Source organism: Bdellovibrio sp. MYbb2, from assembly GCF_056175685.1.
The window spans coordinates 1914266-1931980 of the sequence record NZ_JBJKJI010000001.1; the positions used below are offsets into that span (position 1 = coordinate 1914266).

The 17715-nt window shown below is 48.4% G+C and carries 20 protein-coding genes; 16 read left to right on the plus strand and 4 right to left on the minus strand.

All coding sequences use genetic code 11. The annotated features are described in order from the left end of the window. Positions 1-33: 33 nt before the first annotated feature. Positions 34-1881: an ATP-dependent zinc metalloprotease FtsH gene (gene ftsH / locus AC04MQ_RS09285; RefSeq protein ID WP_475391931.1), complete on the plus strand. Its 1848-nt coding sequence runs from the start codon at positions 34-36 to the stop codon at positions 1879-1881. 9 nt (positions 1882-1890) lie between these two features. On the opposite strand, the gene AC04MQ_RS09290 is transcribed toward ftsH, so the two are convergent. After that, entirely contained in the window at positions 1891-2265 is a 375-nt protein-coding gene (locus AC04MQ_RS09290) for a hypothetical protein (RefSeq protein WP_475391932.1), read from the minus strand. A 202-nt stretch (positions 2266-2467) separates the two neighbouring features. Here AC04MQ_RS09290 and AC04MQ_RS09295 point away from each other — a divergent pair, with 202 nt between their 5' ends. Then, positions 2468-3610: a winged helix-turn-helix domain-containing protein gene (locus AC04MQ_RS09295; protein WP_475391933.1), complete on the plus strand. Its 1143-nt coding sequence runs from the start codon at positions 2468-2470 to the stop codon at positions 3608-3610. 17 nt (positions 3611-3627) lie between these two features. Here the strand turns inward: AC04MQ_RS09295 and AC04MQ_RS09300 are convergent, their stop codons facing one another. Next, positions 3628-4818, minus strand: coding sequence for a hypothetical protein (locus AC04MQ_RS09300; protein ID WP_475391934.1), 1191 nt, complete (start codon positions 4816-4818; stop codon positions 3628-3630). 228 nt (positions 4819-5046) lie between these two features. Here AC04MQ_RS09300 and AC04MQ_RS09305 point away from each other — a divergent pair, with 228 nt between their 5' ends. Genes AC04MQ_RS09305 through AC04MQ_RS09325 form a run of 5 tightly spaced genes read left to right on the plus strand, consistent with a single transcriptional unit; the run spans position 5047 to position 10660 of the window. Beyond that, positions 5047-5484: a hypothetical protein gene (locus AC04MQ_RS09305; protein WP_417864703.1), complete on the plus strand. Its 438-nt coding sequence runs from the start codon at positions 5047-5049 to the stop codon at positions 5482-5484. A gap of 11 nt (positions 5485-5495) precedes the next feature. Next, on the plus strand, positions 5496-5936 hold the full coding sequence (locus AC04MQ_RS09310) for a hypothetical protein (protein ID WP_475391935.1): 441 nt from the start codon (positions 5496-5498) through the stop codon (positions 5934-5936). A 21-nt stretch (positions 5937-5957) separates the two neighbouring features. Continuing rightward, a complete protein-coding gene (locus AC04MQ_RS09315) occupies positions 5958-7874 on the plus strand; it encodes a leucine-rich repeat domain-containing protein (RefSeq protein ID WP_475391936.1) in 1917 nt (638 codons plus the stop codon). Positions 7875-7882: 8 nt separating this feature from the next. Further along, positions 7883-9103, plus strand: a complete 1221-nt coding sequence (locus AC04MQ_RS09320) for a hypothetical protein (RefSeq protein WP_475391937.1) — start codon at positions 7883-7885, stop codon at positions 9101-9103. 9 nt (positions 9104-9112) lie between these two features. Then, entirely contained in the window at positions 9113-10660 is a 1548-nt protein-coding gene (locus AC04MQ_RS09325; RefSeq protein ID WP_475391938.1) for a hypothetical protein, read from the plus strand. On the opposite strand, the gene gstA is transcribed toward AC04MQ_RS09325, so the two are convergent. After that, positions 10657-11265, minus strand: coding sequence for a glutathione transferase GstA (gene gstA / locus AC04MQ_RS09330; protein WP_475391939.1), 609 nt, complete (start codon positions 11263-11265; stop codon positions 10657-10659). The two genes, AC04MQ_RS09325 and gstA, sit on opposite strands and share 4 nt — an antisense overlap. A 198-nt stretch (positions 11266-11463) precedes the next feature. Here gstA and AC04MQ_RS09335 point away from each other — a divergent pair, with 198 nt between their 5' ends. From AC04MQ_RS09335 to AC04MQ_RS09360, 6 genes are all read left to right on the plus strand, one after another. Next, positions 11464-12534 carry an NADH:flavin oxidoreductase gene (locus tag AC04MQ_RS09335; protein WP_475391940.1) on the plus strand — a complete coding sequence of 357 codons (1071 nt, stop codon included), beginning with the start codon at positions 11464-11466 and terminating at the stop codon, positions 12532-12534. Between the two features lie 149 nt (positions 12535-12683). Further along, entirely contained in the window at positions 12684-13190 is a 507-nt protein-coding gene (locus AC04MQ_RS09340) for a hypothetical protein (protein ID WP_417864696.1), read from the plus strand. Positions 13191-13304: 114 nt separating this feature from the next. After that, positions 13305-13727 (plus strand): Hpt domain-containing protein, encoded by a 423-nt coding sequence (locus tag AC04MQ_RS09345; protein ID WP_417864695.1) that lies wholly within the window; start codon positions 13305-13307, stop codon positions 13725-13727. Beyond that, on the plus strand, positions 13724-14095 hold the full coding sequence (locus AC04MQ_RS09350; protein ID WP_475391941.1) for a response regulator: 372 nt from the start codon (positions 13724-13726) through the stop codon (positions 14093-14095). The genes AC04MQ_RS09345 and AC04MQ_RS09350 overlap by 4 nt, the downstream gene beginning before the upstream one ends. Positions 14096-14232: 137 nt before the next feature. Continuing rightward, entirely contained in the window at positions 14233-14949 is a 717-nt protein-coding gene (locus tag AC04MQ_RS09355) for a hypothetical protein (RefSeq protein ID WP_475391942.1), read from the plus strand. A 54-nt stretch (positions 14950-15003) separates the two neighbouring features. Continuing rightward, complete coding sequence (locus tag AC04MQ_RS09360) at positions 15004-15798, plus strand: hypothetical protein (protein ID WP_417864692.1); 795 nt, start codon at positions 15004-15006, stop codon at positions 15796-15798. On the opposite strand, the gene AC04MQ_RS09365 is transcribed toward AC04MQ_RS09360, so the two are convergent. Further along, positions 15799-16188, minus strand: coding sequence for a hypothetical protein (locus AC04MQ_RS09365; RefSeq protein WP_417864691.1), 390 nt, complete (start codon positions 16186-16188; stop codon positions 15799-15801). Positions 16189-16485: 297 nt separating this feature from the next. Here AC04MQ_RS09365 and AC04MQ_RS09370 point away from each other — a divergent pair, with 297 nt between their 5' ends. The 3 genes from AC04MQ_RS09370 to AC04MQ_RS09380 are packed head-to-tail and all read left to right on the plus strand — an operon-like array spanning position 16486 to position 17671. After that, positions 16486-16674: a hypothetical protein gene (locus tag AC04MQ_RS09370; protein WP_475391943.1), complete on the plus strand. Its 189-nt coding sequence runs from the start codon at positions 16486-16488 to the stop codon at positions 16672-16674. Continuing rightward, a complete protein-coding gene (locus AC04MQ_RS09375) occupies positions 16671-17066 on the plus strand; it encodes a hypothetical protein (protein WP_417864689.1) in 396 nt (131 codons plus the stop codon). The genes AC04MQ_RS09370 and AC04MQ_RS09375 overlap by 4 nt, the downstream gene beginning before the upstream one ends. Further along, positions 17063-17671: a M15 family metallopeptidase gene (locus AC04MQ_RS09380; protein ID WP_475391944.1), complete on the plus strand. Its 609-nt coding sequence runs from the start codon at positions 17063-17065 to the stop codon at positions 17669-17671. The genes AC04MQ_RS09375 and AC04MQ_RS09380 overlap by 4 nt, the downstream gene beginning before the upstream one ends. Positions 17672-17715: the final 44 nt, after the last annotated feature.

Sequence of the window (17715 nt, forward strand, 5' to 3'; positions counted from 1 at the left end):
ATCGCAAAATAGAAATCAAGTGGGGGTTTTGTTTTGAATGAACCCAATCGCAATTTCTTTTGGATCTTCTTTTTGATTCTGGGGATTTTCTGGCTCCAGAGCGTTTGGTTTGGCTCACGCACTGTGCAGCAAATTCCTTACAGTCAGTATGAAAGTCTTGTGAAGCAAGGTGATGTGCAAAATCTGATAGTGACAGAAAACAACATTCGCGGGGAATTCAAGCAACCCCAAAATGGTTTTAAGAGCTTTGTCACCAACCGGGTCGAGCCCGAACTTGCCAAAGAGCTGTCCGGGGCCGGCGTGACCTATCGCAGAGAAATTGAAAACACCTTCTTTCGTGATCTTTTGTCATGGGTCGTTCCTGCTTTGATATTTGTGGCGGTTTTTTTGTATTTCAGTCGCAAGTTTGCGGAAAAAGGCGGGATGAGCGGATTGATGTCCGTGGGTAAAAGTGGCGCCCGGCTGTATGCCGAAACCGGTGTGAAGGTGTCTTTCGGGGATGTGGCGGGCGTGGAAGAAGCCAAGGCGGAACTGTACGAAGTCGTCCAGTTTCTGAAGAGCCCCCAAGAATTCGGTCGTCTGGGGGCGCGAATGCCGAAAGGAATTCTGCTGGTGGGGCCTCCGGGGACGGGGAAGACTCTTTTGGCCAAAGCAGTGGCGGGTGAAGCGCAAGTGCCGTTTTATTCAATCACCGGTTCTGAGTTCGTAGAAATGTTTGTCGGGGTCGGGGCCGCCAGAGTGCGGGACCTTTTTGAACAGGCAAGAAAGAATGCTCCCTGCATTATATTTATTGATGAGTTGGATGCCCTGGGCAAAGTTCGCGGCGTAGCGGGTTCTTTCGGGGGACACGACGAAAAAGAGCAGACTTTAAATCAGCTGCTGGCCGAGTTGGATGGATTTGATTCTCGCTCGGGCGTGGTGATTCTGGCCGCCACGAATCGACCTGAGGTGTTGGATCCAGCGCTTTTGCGGGCCGGTCGTTTTGATCGCCAGGTTTTGGTTGATCGTCCGGACCGAACCGGGCGCGAGCAGATTCTGCGGGTGCATTTAAAGAAGATCAAGGCGGATGAAGCTTTGAATATCAAACATCTGGCACATCTGACTTCGGGATTTACAGGAGCAGACATTGCCAACCTGATCAACGAGGCGGCGATGGTGGCGACTCGTCGCAAGGCCGAAACTGTGAATGAAAATGACTTTGTTGCGGCGATCGAAAGGATCGTGGCAGGTCTTGAAAAGAAAAGTCGTCTGCTGAATGAAAAAGAGAAAGCCATTGTGGCTCACCATGAAATGGGTCATGCCATTATGGGCTGCCTTTTTCCGGGCGTGGACAAGGTGCAGAAGATTTCAATCATCCCCCGAGGTTTGGGGTCTTTGGGATACACTATGCAGCGCCCGACAGAAGATCGGTATCTGATGACTAGGCCTGAACTGTTGGACAAGATATGTGTTCTTTTGGGCGGACGAGTCGCTGAAGAGCTGATCTTTGGAGAAGTTTCCACAGGGGCCTCGGATGACCTGGTTCGAGTGACCAACATTGCTGAAGCGCTGGTCACGCGCTATGGGATGAGTGAGGTTTTGGGCAATATCGTTTTTGAACAGCCCACGGGTAATTTTCTTGAAGTTCCCGGAGCAGGCTATCGAAACCGCACCTACAGTGAAGAAAGTGCCACAGAGATTGATCAGGAGATTCGTCAGATTGTGGCGGCCTGTGCCTTACGAACGCGGGAATCATTGGCGGCGAACTTAAAGATTCTCAAAAAAGGGGCCGCCCAACTTCTTGAAAAGGAAACATTAAGTGAACCCGAAATTGAACTTCTGATGCGCGACCTGGTGGTTAAAAACGCCGCGCCCCAGAGGGAGCGCGACTTAAGCGTTTGAAAGTCGAATCTATTTTCTACAGAACAGTTGTCGGAAGACGAAGTTGGCTGGTCTCGCGTCGGTGAACGTCATACAAGACTCATTATTCGCGGAGGTGTAGTAGCTAATGAGATAGGACTCTTTGTTTCCATTGGCATTTTTGCAGTCAAGAACGACTTCGGTGCCTTTGGCGGCGGGACTCTTGAGGTCAGCGAGCTCCACGGGGCGTTCTTTGCACGACATACTTTCGATGTGGATTTCAGACTTGGTCGTCAGGGTGCCATCGATGGAGTATTCCATTTCCAAGCCGAGACCGTACCAAGAACCAAGGAGACGGCTTTCACTTGAGACTCCGAATGCAGAAGCACTAGACATCAATAGAACTGCTAGAATTAGCTTTTTCATAAATTACTCCCGTTTTTCTTTCTTAAGAACAAGGGATTGCGATGAATATGCCGGCCACAGAACGAATTAATTGGATTTGATCCCGTGGCGGCCGTCAAAGCCTCAACGAAGGGGCAAAAAAGTGTCCGGTGTTGCCTAAGGTGATAGTTTTGCGTTGAGCCAACAGTGTATCTGCCCGGCTTAGGGATGATAGAAGATATCCATGTCGAAAAGCCTCACCAAAGAACAATCCCGCATCCTCTGGCTCCAATCCCAAGGCCTCACCGAAGTCAAACCCTTCGGTCAAGGCCCCAAAGCCACCGTCAAAGCCATCAAACACCTGGGCTATGTTCAAATCGACACCATCAACGTGATCGAGCGGTCCCATCACCATATCTTGTTTTCACGCATCCCGGACTACAAACGCTCGCACCTTCACCAAGCGCAAAGCAAAGATAAGACGATCTTTGAGTATTGGACCCACGCCCTGGCGTACGTTGCTACTGACGACTTTAAATACTTCATCAACGACATGAACCGCCGCAAGGCCAATCCGTCCGAATGGTATTCTTCCGTTACCGAAAAAGACGTGAAGGGGATCCTAGCCACCATCAAAAAACAAGGCCCCATCAGCATCCGCGATGTGACCGATGATGTACTGGTTGAAAAGACTCACGCATGGGGCAGTAAAAAGCCTTCAAAGAAATTCCTGCAATGCGGATTTAACGGCGGGGACCTGGTCATAGCCGAACGCCAAGGCATGCTGAAAAAGTATGACCTGACTGACCGTCACTTCGCGTGGGACAAGCGCCCGAAGGCTGCGACACCGGCCGAAGTGTGCGAATACAACATTGACCGGGCCTTGCGATCCCAAGGTGTTATCAGCCTTGATTCCGCAGCCTATATGACCAAAGCTCCATTCAAGAAAGAAATCCTGAAACGCATCGAAGCCCGAGTCAAAAAGGGGAGCCTGGTCCCAGTTCAAATCAAAGGTCTTGAAAAAGAAGCCTTCTGGATCGAAGCAGAAACACTTGATAGCGAAATGCCCGAAGCAAACGACATGACCCACATCCTGTCGCCATTTGATCCGCTGGTCATTCAGCGCAAGCGCTTTCACATGTTCTTTGATTACGACCACCGCTTTGAAGCCTACGTCCCGAAAGAAAAACGCAAGTACGGCTATTTCGCCTTGCCCGTGATCATCGGTGATCAGGCCGTGGCAGTCATAGACTTAAAGACCGATCGCCAAAACCAAAAGCTTCTGATCCAACAATGGAGCTGGCTGGGTAAACACAAATCCAAGGCCAATAAAGAGGAAATAGAAAAAGAGCTTCATCGCTTTGAGAAGTTCCAGCTCGGAAAATAGGTACCCCAGCGGGCTATTTAGTCTTTAGATGCAGGAACTCGCTCTGCTTTAGCTTCCGCATAACACGTGCAACAAGTGAGCTGGCTATAATTGTCCTTTTTGCAGGCCTCGTCCAGAATAGATGAGGCCATTTCCTTGTCTTTGTCGGATGATGCGGCATTGATGTAGACATTGTAGCAACTTCGGGGATCCATTGAGTTGCAACTCAACTTCATGAGTGAATGGCCTTTGTTTAAATCACCATCCAACTCATATAGGTAAGAAGCAAATCGGCAGTTAAAGTCTTTTTTCTTGTGGCATTGGTCTTCATATTTATCTTTTAGACTATTAAATCTTTCGCCTTTATGAAATAGAAAGGCACTTCGGAAGTCGTTAAGGCCTACTTCAATGGGATCTCTCTGCGTGATCTTAAGCAGACTTTTTTCTTGTAACTTTAGCCCGTCAAAGGCCAGAAATGCTATGCCAACGGCGAATGCAGCTATCGCTTTTGCCATCTTGAAGCCCTTGTAAGGCTGGCGTTTAAGGTCTTGAATTTCATTTAAGTCTGGGGATGAGGCAGGTTGTTTTTTACGACGAAGCAATTCGGTCCGGAGGCGATGAAGCCCCTCAACTTGGGGAGAGACTGCATTGTCATTGTCATGGGGTGGTAAGTGCATAAAAGACTGACTGTGAGCGGGCAGGTTTAACGTTGTACCATTTTTAAAAACGATTTTTACGACTTGAAAGAACGTGACTTTTACATCTTCAATATCTTTGAAATAGAAGACTTCCTCTTTGGAGGTAAAGAACTGTGATCTTTTCAATAGCGATGTACGCCCTACGACTACCATTGAGCACAATGTTGGAAGTGAGGATAAGCATAAGAGTACAAATGGTATGAACATATAAGCAGCTGTTTTTTGTTGGGATATCCATGCGAGATATCCAAAAACAGAAAACATTATGGCACCAACGACGCAGATATAGGAAATCAATTGCGGCAAGTAAATAATTAAGAGGTCAGAGCTTTTTGTTGAGTATTCATCGTTACTTTTTTGATACAGGAGATGGAGCCAAGTCATTGGCAGGGCAAACAAGACACCACTAACTACGGCAGTTTGCCAGCTCTTGTTCGCGCCGAAAGCAAAACCAAACGGCACAGCATAAGAAAGAAACATCTGAATTTTGGATTTGTGTTGTTTTACGAAGGTCCCGATATCAAAGCTCATCGTATCTCCTTACAGGCTTTGATCTTATCGGCGCGAATGTATACAAAAATTAGTTTTATTGTTGGGGTCAAAGTGAGACATTGGCTGCTAGCTTGTCCGTCCTTTTTCTCGGACGGCTTCCGGAAATTCAGACATTCCGGGCCTTAAAACGAAATAAAGCTGTCCTCAGGCCCCAATTACGGGGTCTTCACCTTGCAAAAGGGTCTTCCTGAAAAAAGAGGAGACCCCATGAAGTCATTCATTCTATTTGCCGCCACCATTCTAGCTGCCACCTCGGCTCGTGCCACAGGCCGATGTTCTATGGAAAATCTGACCATCGCCCAAGCCGAAGCCCGAGTGGCCTGGCTAAAACGTTGTATCAATGAAAACAACGGTGCCTTTCTGCAGTTCACCACTGAAAACTCCAAATACTTTGGAACGATCGTCCGAGCCAACTCCGTTATGAAAGCCATCACTGTGAATTATCCAGTCTTTGGCGATGACGAACAAAACTGGGCCCCAGGTGAAGTCTGCCAAGTGCCTGAAGAGGTCCGCTTCATCGCTGTCTGTGAAAACTCGGTGACTGAAAAGGTCGTCATGCCCAACCCATTTACTCCGCCACCCGAGAAAAAACCTGATCCACCTCGTCCGCCTAAAGAACCGTGTCCACGTCGTTTGTGCCAATAAAAGGAGAAGCTATGAAATCACTCATTATCACGATTGCGACTTTACTGGCCTCCGCTTCCGCCAACGCTTCTTTTGAAAGATGTTCCGTTGAAAAGTTGACGGTTTCCCAGATTCAATCCCGCATTGCCTGGCTGAATCGTTGTATTGAGCAAAACAGCGGTCAGTTCTTTGATTTTACCAAAGACCGCGCCCAATACTTCGGAGTGAAAACAGAGCAAACATCCACAGAGTCGACCACCACGGTGAATTATCCCGTCTTTGGTGATGAAGAGCGAAACTGGGCACCGGGCGAAATCTGCCGAGTCCCAGAGGGTGTCAGGTTCGTGGCGGTTTGCGAATGGTCGGTAACCGAGAAGTTAGCTCCACCGCCGCCGCCCGCGCCACCGAAAAAAGAAAAAGAATACTATCCACCGCCTAAACGCCACGAAGTCTGCCGCGTTCAAACTTGCTAACAGAGATATTTGGAGAAACATATGAAAATGAATTTACTGAAAAAAATTAAACTAGGCATGGCGGCCGCCCTGATCACGGGCGCGGCTCCAGCTTATGCAGAAACAATCACCAAACTTTCAGAACAAGGCTTTCTGGGGTCAGGTTTTGATTCTGCGACTCAAACCTTCAAAGTGCCTTGCGTGACCGGAACTCTTGCCTATGTGGGCAGTTCTAATGGCTATGTCGGCGTTGAGGCCGGTGTCAGCCAGGAACGCCTGCTGACGGAGCTGGGCATGGCCATCGGAGCGGATATCTCTTTGGATATTATCTCTGCCGGTGGGGCTGCAAACTTCACAGGCAGCACCGCGAACACGTCCAACTCGGTTTCTGCGGCTTATGTTATCAGTGCGGCCGGGAAAAACGCTGTTTTGCAAAACCTGACACTGACCCAAGCCGGGAAAGATGCGGTTAGCAAAGGCAACGTCAAGCAAGTCTGCGGTGATAGCTACATCCGTTCTTTGGCGTTGGAGGCAAAGCTTCTGATCAACGTGAAGTTCATATTCACCTCCAGCGACTTGAAAGCAAACTTCCAGTCTGATGCCAATGCCAACATCATGGATATCATCAAACTGAACGGTCGCATGAACGCGGCCGTTCAAAAATACGGCCGCGATGTGAAATTTACTGTTACAGCAGTTCAAGTGGGCGGGGACGTTTCAAAACTGGCTAATATTCTAAAAGGTGTCGAGACCTCTGAAGAAAAAATCAAAAAAGGCGTCACTGCCCAGATCTTTAAGTGCGATATCGAAAAATACGAAGCGTGCTATGAGGCTATCTCTCAGATGATTAACTATGCGACGGAAGAGGGCGGCTTTTCATCTCAGCTGAATAATATGACTTATCAGCCTCAAAAATCAGACGGTCCGGCGTGGATGCAGTATGGTTATACCAGCTATGCTAATTCCGAAGCTCAAGAGCTGAGCAGTGAAGTCACTGATATCGGCGAAGACATCAAACAAAAAAGAAGATCCCTGGTTCGCCAGTACTTGAAGCTGAGCGCTGACTTGGGTCGCACTCAAGACTTGCTGGATATCAGCATTGAGCATTCTGAAGAAAAAGTGCGTCTTCAGACTCTGCAGGCGGTGATTCGCGACAACTTTGACGTTGTTCAAAATGCGATCAAGATCTGCCGGGAAAATCCGGATTCTTGCGTGAACGCTTTTGCCGGTATGACGGAAAAGCTGAAGTTCTATGATTCCCGTGAAATCACGAAAATGATGACCTTTGAAGACTACTGCGGTCTTTCTGACGAGACTTCTGTCACGAAGGAAACAGTGAAGGCGATCCGCACGGCTGCAAAAGTTTCTGAAAAGATGAATTGCTCCCAGGCATTCCGTTACCTGCAGGATCTGCATAAGCTGAATTTGGCTAACACCAAGATTTCTTCCCTGGAGCCCTTGCGCGGTTTGAAGTCCCTGACGTCTTTGGATGTTTCAGAAAACGAAATCTTCATGTTGGACGGGATTGAGAACCTGAAAAGTTTGGAAGTTTTGAACATGCACCACAACCGCGTGATCAATATCGACAAACTGAAAGAACTGCCAAATCTGTCGCATGTGAACTTTGCCAATAACAACGTTAGCAATCTGTCCGCGCTTTCTGCTATGAGATTGGTGACTATTCGTGCTTACGGGAACCCATTGTCAGACAAATGGAATCACGAAAATCACGGCATTCAGAACCATATTATCACCAACAACCGTGCCTGCGATCTGCTGCGCCAAACGATGCTTCATCAGGGTGTGGATATCCGTCAGGCTGAAGCCCTGAACACGGCACCGATTTTTAAAGTCCCGGGTCAGTTCGGTAACTCGAATGTGGAAGGCTGGTACAGCTGTGACATCGCGGTCGCTGCGGTGAAGGCTGAACCCGACTTCTGGAAAAGCTTAGCTCAATAGGACGATTTATGAATGCTCAGGCACTTCTTGTTAACATTCTAGCATTGTTGCTTGCAGGAGTTTCCTTGCCAGCGTGGGGACAGGCCGTACCCCGCGCGGAACAAGAAGCCTGGGCTTTGGGAACGGGATATGATACCAAAACCAAAGAACCCCGCGCACGCTGCCTTAAAGGCCGAGTTCATTACCGGGGCCTGTCCGAAGGGCAATTGCAACTGACGACGAACTTATCACTAAACGGAATTAAGACCTCTTTAAGTGGTAAAGTGTCTGCTGAAATCAATGCCGTCGTATTGGGCGGCAGTGCTTCGGCTTATACGTCGACGTCTTATGAAGACGGGACGATGGCGGGTTCCACCGGATTTAAATATGAAATGCGCGGTAAAACGGCCGCGTTGATTGATTATGAGCTGACCGAGATTGGCAAAAACGCCCTGGCATTGAATGACCCCAAGGCGTTTGAAGAAATTTGTGGCAACAGCTTTCTTGATAGTGCCGATATGGGTGGGGTGCTGCTGATTCATAATCGCCTTGATTTATCTAAAAAGTACTTTCGTAACCAGATTGATATTGAAACCGAAGTCTGCGTGTTGGGCCTGTGTAAATCTGATTCGGTGACAGTCGTTAATCAGAAGCTGCATGAAAACACTTTGATCACAACAACGGCCACGCAACTTGGCGGGAACAAGAGCCGACTGCCGAAATTTGAAATTAAAAGCTGCCGGATCGACAATGTTGAACCCTGCCGGGACATCGTGAATCAGATTTTGGACTATGTGAATGGCCCCGAGGGTTTTGCTGCCCAAATGGCGTCTTTGGAATACAACGAAGCCAAGCTTGAGGAATCGCCAATACTTCAATACAACCTGGATTCGTACACCCGAACAGGCTTGCTTCCTTCTTATTGGAGCTTTAGTGAAACGGGTGGGGCAGACCCTGAATTCATCGAAGAGTTTATTGAAGTCCATTCCGCCGTCCTAAAAAGGCAGGCAAGGGCTGAAATCCTGCTGGCGAATGCCGAGCTGGAAATAAACCACCAACGTTCGGTTCAACAGTATTTGAACTTTGCCAAAAGTGCCTCTCGCAAGATCGCAGCTTCCATGAACCGCTGTCAGAAAAGTCAGTCCTGTATTTCGGAAATTCGAGACGCCAAGAACCTGTATCAGCAATTGGCTGGACAAGACATGGTCCTTGAATTGCAAGATTCAGAGATGTTCAAAAGCGCGAGGTAGTAACCGGCTATGAGACTTCTAAAATCCCTTCCTGTCCTTAGTGCACTTCTAATTTTGATCGGCTGCGGTCCGCAGCCGCGCAATCATCATATTGATTTTGACTATGATCAGGCCTTTTTGACGGAAACCCGTCGTAATATTCCTGACAATCTGGCTTTGGGCAGAAGCTACAACGTTTTGACCGGAGACGTGGGCCGCGAGTGTGCAGCGGGAACCAAATCTTCCCAAGGGGAGCTGGTCCTGAAAAACAGTCTGAATCGCAACTTGTCCCCGGATCAAGTTTACGAGCTTTTAGGATTTAACCAAGGACAGTATCCCAATCAGAAGACGTTCTTTTCGGGCAGTTCCGTGGACAGATTTTTACTGCCGCCAAAAGAATCGTTCCGCAGAGTCTTTTTTTACAGTCTTTCCTTGCGCGGTCTTACGCTGAAGCTAGGGCAAATCAAACTAAGCCAGAAAGACTGCCAGCAAGCCTATATCGAAAGCCAAAACCTTGGCGCCGATATCCTGGTGAAAGTGGACATGTATTTTCAAAACCGTCAGGCGGCCGATCTTTTTGAAAGCCAGGCTGATGGCAGCTCGCTTAAATCCTTATTCCGCGTTTTGCAGCAACATAGAACTTTAGATGGATTTATGGTGTCCGCCCTGCAGTGGGGTGGGGATCCTCAGCAGTTTATTAAATTTACGGCCAATGAACTTAATGGCCTTGCCCAGTGTAATATGCAGGCGGATCTGAATGCCTGTGCCGAGATTTATGAATCCCTGACAAGCTATGCTCTGAACAAACAAACCGGTTTGCTTCAGCAGGTTCTAACGGGTGGGGCTTCATCTTCGATTGTTTCCTTTAACTGGAAAGAACTAAAAAGTCCGCTGTTCACCCAGCAGGAGGAGCAGGCGCTGCAGCAGCTGAAAGTCCTTTCAGAGGCCTATCGCAAATTGCAGGTGACATCAGGGCAAATGGAAAGCTGGCAAAGTATTGTCTCTGTCCCCGGTGCTTATCGCGAGATGTGGGACAAAGCTAAAGAAAACATCAATCAAGCCAAAATTCAGATCGAGGATCAAGTCCTTGCTTGTTTCCAAAACCTGCAGACCTGTGAAATCAATCTAAGGCAGGATACCGTGACCTTTCCAAAAATTCCGACCTTTCTGTACTGGTGTCAAAACTCCAGCGATAAAGTATTTCAAACTTTGACGGACAAGTTTGCGGGAAGTTGTGGGGCTGCTTTTCAGTACCTGAATGAAAGTCCGCGTTTGGATCTTTCTAAAATGGAAATCGAACACCTGGATTTCTTGGAAAACCTGCCAGAAAAAGAATTCATCAATCTTAAAAGAAACAACATCTCAGATGTGACGGTATTGCAGACTGTTGCCGGGGTGGAAACTCTGGATGTTTCAGAAAATTCGGTCGGGGATTGGGAAGCCGTTTCGGCGATTCCAGGGTTGAAAAAACTTGTGGTGAGCGAAAGCGATTTCTTGCTTTCCGTGGCAGCAGAAAAGTGCCCGGACTATAAGGTTTGGGCTCGCGGAAAAGTCCTTGAGCCCAAATGCACTAATTAAAGACGGATGCCTTCAGCAGCGACAGCTTCTTTCACGGATGCGCGTTCCGCCATTTTTGCCATAAGGCCTTGGATGCCCTTGTGGTTTGTTGTGTCCACATGAACCAGATTCGTCCAACGAAGAACGTTGTACGCGTAAGCATCCACAACCGAGAAATTGTCACCCAAGATATAGGCGTTGTTTTTAAGGTGATCATCCAGTACGCCCAGGCGCAATTGGATTTTTGCCTGGATCGCTGCTTTGGTTTCGTCGTTCATGTGGGCCGAGTTGAACAGCGAACCAATGCCTTTGTGCACTTCTGTTGCGATAAAGTTCAGCCACTCCATCGCTTTGTAGCGTTCCATGGTGCCGAACTTTGGCAGAAGATTTTTTTCTGGGGCCTGATCCGCAATCCACTGCAAGATCACCGCACCTTCAGTCATCAAGTGACCGTTCGGAAGCTGCAGGGCCGGGATGTAGCCTTTAGGGTTTACTTTTTTGTAGTCGCCGCCAGCGTACTCTTTGTTTTTCAGATCAACTTTGACCATTTCGAAGTTCATGCCTGCTTCACGCAGAGCGATTTGAGACGCAAGGGCACAAGCACCTGGAGAATAGAACAGATTCATTTTCAGATTCCTTTTTATGTTAAGACCAATAGACTTTTTAAATGTATCCATTATTGTTACATAAGTAAAGTCTCAACCCTGAATTTGAGGTGTTTTTTGATTAGTGGCCCAGATCATCACGTGGTGTGTTGAGGGGCTTCCATTAATGCAACAATAATAGTAACATTATTGCTCTATCGATCCTTCAAAGGAGCATTCTTGAATACCTATTCACTTTTTCAGCCCTTCCAATTTAAAGGCTTAAACCTTAAGAACCGCATCGTTATGGCGCCGATGACGCGTCAAAAATCCCCGAACGGTGTGCCCACTGAAGACGTCGCTAAGTACTACCAGCGCCGCGCCGAAGGCGACGTGGGATTGATTTTGTCGGAAGGCACCGTGATCAATCGCCCAGCTTCTTCAAACGAAAAAGATGTTCCTCATTTTTATGGTGAAAAGTCTTTGAGTCAGTGGAAACAGGTTATCACGGCCGTTCATCAAGCCGGCGGTAAGATGGCGCCACAAATCTGGCACATGGGCAAAATGAAACCAAGCCAGTCAGGCTGGCTGCCGCCGACTGAATTTGAAGGCCCGGCCGAGATGACTTTGGAAGACATTCAAAATACCATCAACGCTTATGCGCAAGCGGCCTTGGATGCCAAGAACCTGGGCTTTGACACCGTTGAACTTCACGGAGCCCACGGCTACTTGATTGATCAATTCTTCTGGCCGGGGATGAACACCCGCACCGATCGTTTTGGTGGAAGCACTATCGCTGCTCGAAATACATTCGCTGTTGAAGTGGTGAAAGCCGTTCGTGCGAAAGTGGGCCCGGACTTCCCGGTGATCTTGCGTCTGTCGCAGTGGAAACAACAAGACTATAACGCCAAGGTCGCAACGACTCCGAAAGAAATGGAAGAATGGCTGGTGCCACTTTCTGAAGCGGGCGTGGATATTTTCCACTGTTCTCAAAGACGTTTCTGGGAGCCTGAGTTTGCGGACTCTGATTTGAACTTCGCGGGCTGGGCTAAGAAAATCACCGGCAAACCAACGATCACGGTGGGCTCTATCGGCCTGAGTGGCGGAGACTTCTTAAACAGCTTCCGCGGGCAGGGCGCCGAGGTCGGGGGGCTAGATGAATTGACCCGCCGATTGGATCGCGGGGACTTTGACTTGGTGGCTGTGGGCCGTGCTCTATTGACTGATCCTCAATGGGTGAAGAAAGTAAAAGACGCTCGCACTGGTGAGCTTAAAGGCTTTAACCCTGCGGACCTTGCAATTCTGACATAGGTTCCTGGCGATTCCGTGAAAAAGGGCTGCTAAAACAACGAATTTTGGCAGTCCTCTTGTACAAATTAGTAATCCATTATGAGCCCTCTTTCGGTTTTTCTAAGGAACAGGTACCTTCCTGTCCGTTAAACAAACCAAAGGAGATCCCCTTGAAAAAAGCATTATTGCTTCCGTTCGCTGCTTTTCTGACTTCTGTTTCTGTTCAGGCAAAAACAATTGCCTCTGACGACAAGAAAATCCCAGTGTCTTCCGTATCCCAAGTTGTTCAACTGGCGAAAGTGGAGCGTGATTCTGTATTGAAAACTGTGAATGTGGTTGTTACAGACCATGGCAGATCTACAGATGTCAGCCCGACGGCTTCCATCTATTTGACGTTCACGGCTTTTGCTGAGATGGGAAATATCTCTACCAGTTTCCAAATCGATCATGTTCTGGATTTCAAATCTGCAGTTCGCAAGTCTGCGGGCATCTATGAAATCAAAGCTTTGGTTTATCGCGACGAAGCTGGTATGCAGGACATCACTTACACAGTTGATACCAATCAGATGTTCATTGATGAAGCTAAAATGCGCGACGCCTGCGGTGGTGACTTCTGTGATGGTGAGCTGAAAACTTCCATCGAAGTTACAGAGACTCTTAAAAAAGCTCAGTTCTAGTTCTTCTGCCTTCTTGAGCCCGGGGAAATCCCTGGGCTTGTTTTCCTGCCGATCAATTCATGATACTTGTTGTCGCCAGCCTTCTTTGCGGTATGCTTATGAAAAGGACACCGCATGACTAATACCGAAGAAAAAATCAGAAGACTTTGCCCGGACGTGGTGGCATCGGGTTTGGACCCGGTGTTTTTAAGCCAGATGCTGGACACACGTTTTCTGGGGAATTTTTCGATCTTTTCGGCGGCGGCGGATATCTTTCTTTACGAATACGCCGAGGAACTTGAAGAGCTTCAGAACCTGATCGAAAATCTGGATCGCAAGAAAGCTTTTGCTGCGGCTCACAAGATCAAAGGGGCGATTTCGAACTTTCACCGCCCTGATGTGGCGGAAACGGCCCGGATTTTAGAGATCCACACTGATGACTGGACACACGAGCAGTTGAAAGCGCAATTTGCGATCCTTCAAGTGCAGATCCAGGAATTTGCGTTTGAATTAAAAATTTTGATGAGATCTTTTGAAGAGATTCAGGACCTGCCATGAAACCATTGAACATTCTTGTGGCCGAAGATAACACCGTCAATCAACTGATTGTTCGCGGCATGTTGGTTAAATTAGGCCATAACATCACCATGGTGGATAATGGCAAACTGGCTTTAGAAAAGCTGCAAACATCAGAAATCGATTTGATCCTGATGGATTGCCACATGCCCGAAATGGATGGCTTCCTTGCCACGCAAACCATTCGTGAAAACCCCAAGTTCAAAAATCTGCCGATCATTGCCATGACCGCTACTGAGATTGCCGAAGAAAAAGACCGCTGCGCACAAGTGGGGATGAATGACTTCTTGGCAAAGCCTCTGACCATGGCCACGGTCGAAGCTGTTCTGCAAAAATACAGCAAATCTTAAGAATCTCATTATGAGACAGCCTTGATGGTGCAGTCTTTGCTTTTCTAGTGGCAAGGGTCTCGCAAAGTGCATGAAATGCATTTTGTGCGTTTCCATCGTCTAAGGGATGTATGATGCGTGCCCTAAAAAGGAAGTCCATGCAAAGAGCCTTCGTGCTGATAGCGATTTTCATTGTGATGTTGATCTCGGGCCCGGCCCGGGCGGTCAACCTTTGCCAGGATGTTCTGTTTGATATTCCGGGTTTTCAAGTCAAAGAAGCCGTGCTGGATAACTTGCCGGTGTCCTTCCGCGAGGTTCCCTACAATTCCCGCATGTACAAGGCCGAGCAGATTTTGGGGAATACCCAGGATTTACTGATTGGTTTTTCTGAATACGGTCACGCCTATGTGGTAGCCAACAAGCTGCGTTTAGACGGGGATATCATCGGTCGCCAAACCCAAGTCAGGTCCACTGACTTGTTGGATGCCGGAGTCATTATTCGCATTCATTCCACGGCCATTGACCGCGTGAAGCTTAAAGCCTTTAACGACAAAAATGGATTGTCCTGCAGCAAGACGGCGTGCAAGGCGCTGGCGAAAACGGCGGGTCTTTATGTGGGCGGCAGTCGGACGGGATATTTCTCGCCACGCAAGATGCTGGCTTCGATCTTGAAAAACGGAATCAAAGACAGTGACGGAAACCAAGTTCCTTTTGACGTTTACTATGTCGGTAACAAGTCTTTGAATGAAAGTGTCGCCTTGCTTGAACAGTCTGACGCACGCATTACCCAAGAGATCTTTGTCAAGGGCGGGGTTATTCTAACCGGCACCTCTGTCACGGCGATCACACTTCTATATGCCATGGGTGTTCTATAACAATTTGAGTTTCGTGGATTCCCCGAGGCATAATCAGGCCTCGTAGGAGCATCTATGAATCAATTTATCTCTTGTTTTGCAGCAGGTGTTTTAATTGTTTTTTCTTCGGTGTTTGCGACAGCCTCAGAGGGGCCGTTGCCTTTGCCTCAAGGTGGTTACAAAGTTTATTCGCGCATTCAGTTTGTCGACCTGACGACCCAGCACCCGGTGCGGGACAAGGCCCTGGGGGACACGCTGGAGGTCAGCTTCAAGTCTCAGTTGGATCAGCTTTATCGTCTTCATAACCCCTCCGTTCGCAACTTGCAGTTTGTGGAAAGAGTGCCGCAGGAATCTTGCGACCTCCGAATCACTGGCACCTACACCCTGCGCGCTTTTGGCAATCGCGGGATGCACGCCACGGTGATGGTCGAAAATCTGCGCAGTGGAGAAACACAAAGTTTTGAGGCGGCAGGTGATGCCTTTGAAACCACCGAGATTTTGGCGCAGGACGTTTTTCATGAATTTCAAAAGACTCGCTTTCCCACCCAAGCAAGAGTGTCTGGCAGAAGTTTGACGCTGTTATTTAAGGGCTCGATCTATCGACCGACCGCCACCAAGATGTATGACCTTTACAAGCAAAGCCTGATCGCCTGTGAAATGCGCGGAGGCCGTGTCAGTACTGAAAAAGAACTGATCGCGGTGGCGACGTTGGGTGATTATGGTGGGGGTGTGTCTGTCGGGCATAACGGTGTTTATACAGACTACTGGTCGGTGGAATCGGGCCGGGTGTATGTGGCGCCGTGGAGTCAATCCACCAGCGCCACCAGTTTAAATCCTACTGAGCAGTTGAATTATCTTTGTGTGCGCTAATCATTCAGGGGTCGCTTCGACTCCTGAACCATAAAGTTTTAACAGAATGTTTCCTTCACTGGTTCCTATGTACATCTCGCCATAGTGTTCACCCAGAGCTTTCGGGGTGAAGTACAAATCCACCACGCAGTATTTGTCCGGATCAACGGTGTCGCCGCAGTTGGTGGTCGCGGTGTACATTTCCCCAAAGATCGTCAGTTCATTGATCTTCAGAGCTTTGTCGCTGGGGGCATTGATGCCGATTTCCACCCAGATTGTTTCTTCAAGGTAGGCTTCGCCGAACTCAATGCTTAAGTAACTGATGTCCTGTGGGGCGGGGCTGACGGTTTCAGCGGCAAAGGTTGGGAAGGCCATAAAGGTTGCCAGTAAGAAGGCGCCAAGAGTTCTCATAACTCCTCCTATTTTGTAGCCTTATTCTAAGCCTGTGGCCGTCATTTCGCAGTATGCAAGCAAACAGCGGTCTGGTACATTTTCCCGATCGAGGTTTGGTTTGGTCGGTTCATTAAAGTATTTTGAGCTTTGGGCATTAAAGTTCAGTGCCTTTTTATCGGGAAGTTTTTTTTGCTTTTTCCTGCAGTCACAGTTTCAAATTCGCGCGGTGGTTGCCGCCGCATTGACGGGCTTTTTGGGGACCTTCATCCCGGACACCAAACGCATTGAAAGACCCATGTTCACGCCACCATTTACATGGGTGCCTTTATCGCCATGGGTTCGCGCGTGGTAGAGGCGGGGCCGTGGCAGATCCTGTGGGTGTCGGTGCTGGGCTCTACGATTTATTTTTTGATCAGTCCCTATTTTAAGGGCATGGGTGGACGTCTGGGGTTGATTGCCTTTATTTCATCCCTGCTGGGATGGGCGATGAGGCACTGGCTATGATGATCTTTTTGGTGATGCTGCTATCCTTTTTGGGTGCAGAACTGACTTTTTTCTTAATTCATCGTTATCATTTCCCGACTGTGCGAGCGTCCAGTGGACTGACGTTGGTGTTTGCGGGAATCCTGGCCCTGTTCGATCTTCCCTTTGTCGGGGTTTTGCAAGCCGCCTTTTTTGGAGCCACTTTCGTCGGGATGACCGATAGATCGCGCATGGGCTGGAAGCGGGTGTTCCTGGCCAGTCAGATTTATGGTCTGATCTATTTCTTTCTGATTCCCTTTGCGCGAGGCTTTGGCGGGGGACTGGGGGCCGCGGCCTTTGTGTCTATCGCGACGGTTTATTCTGCTGACAAGCTCTTGAGGAAGGCCCGATCGTCGGGTACCGTTAAGTCATGACTTCTTTTGTAAATCAAATTGCCTGGATCGAAGAAAACTTCAAAGAAATTAAACCTTCGGCTGAAGTTTTTCTGGATATGAAATACGCCACCAACGACAACTTTATGAATGTTGATATTTATAAAGGTTTTGACCGTTGTTTTATTTCACCGGTGGCTTATGAGATGTTCATGAAAGCCTGTACGGTCTTGCGTGAAAAGCACCCGGATTTGCAGTTTCTGATCTGGGATGCTCTTCGTCCGCGCAGTATTCAAGCCCAGTTCTATGACCACTTGGCGGGAACGCCGTTTCAGAGTTATGTCGCGGCCCCTTATCCGGGATCGCTTCATAATTTCGGCATGGCGATGGATCTCAGCTTGCAAACTAAGTCGGGCGTTCCTCTGGATATGGGAACCGGGTTTGATGATTTCCGTGATTTGGCCCAGCCCAAATTAGAACAGTATTTTTTGCAGTCCGGTGAACTGACCGAGGCGCAGCTGCAAAATCGTCTGTTACTGCGAAGCCTGATGGAAGATCAGGGATTCAAAGTTCTGGAACATGAATGGTGGCACTTTAATGCGCTTCCCAAGGATCAAGTGCACGGCAAGCATCCGGTGCTGGAATAGCCGAAAAAACGAAAACGGGAACCGTCCTTGGTTCCCGTTTTTTG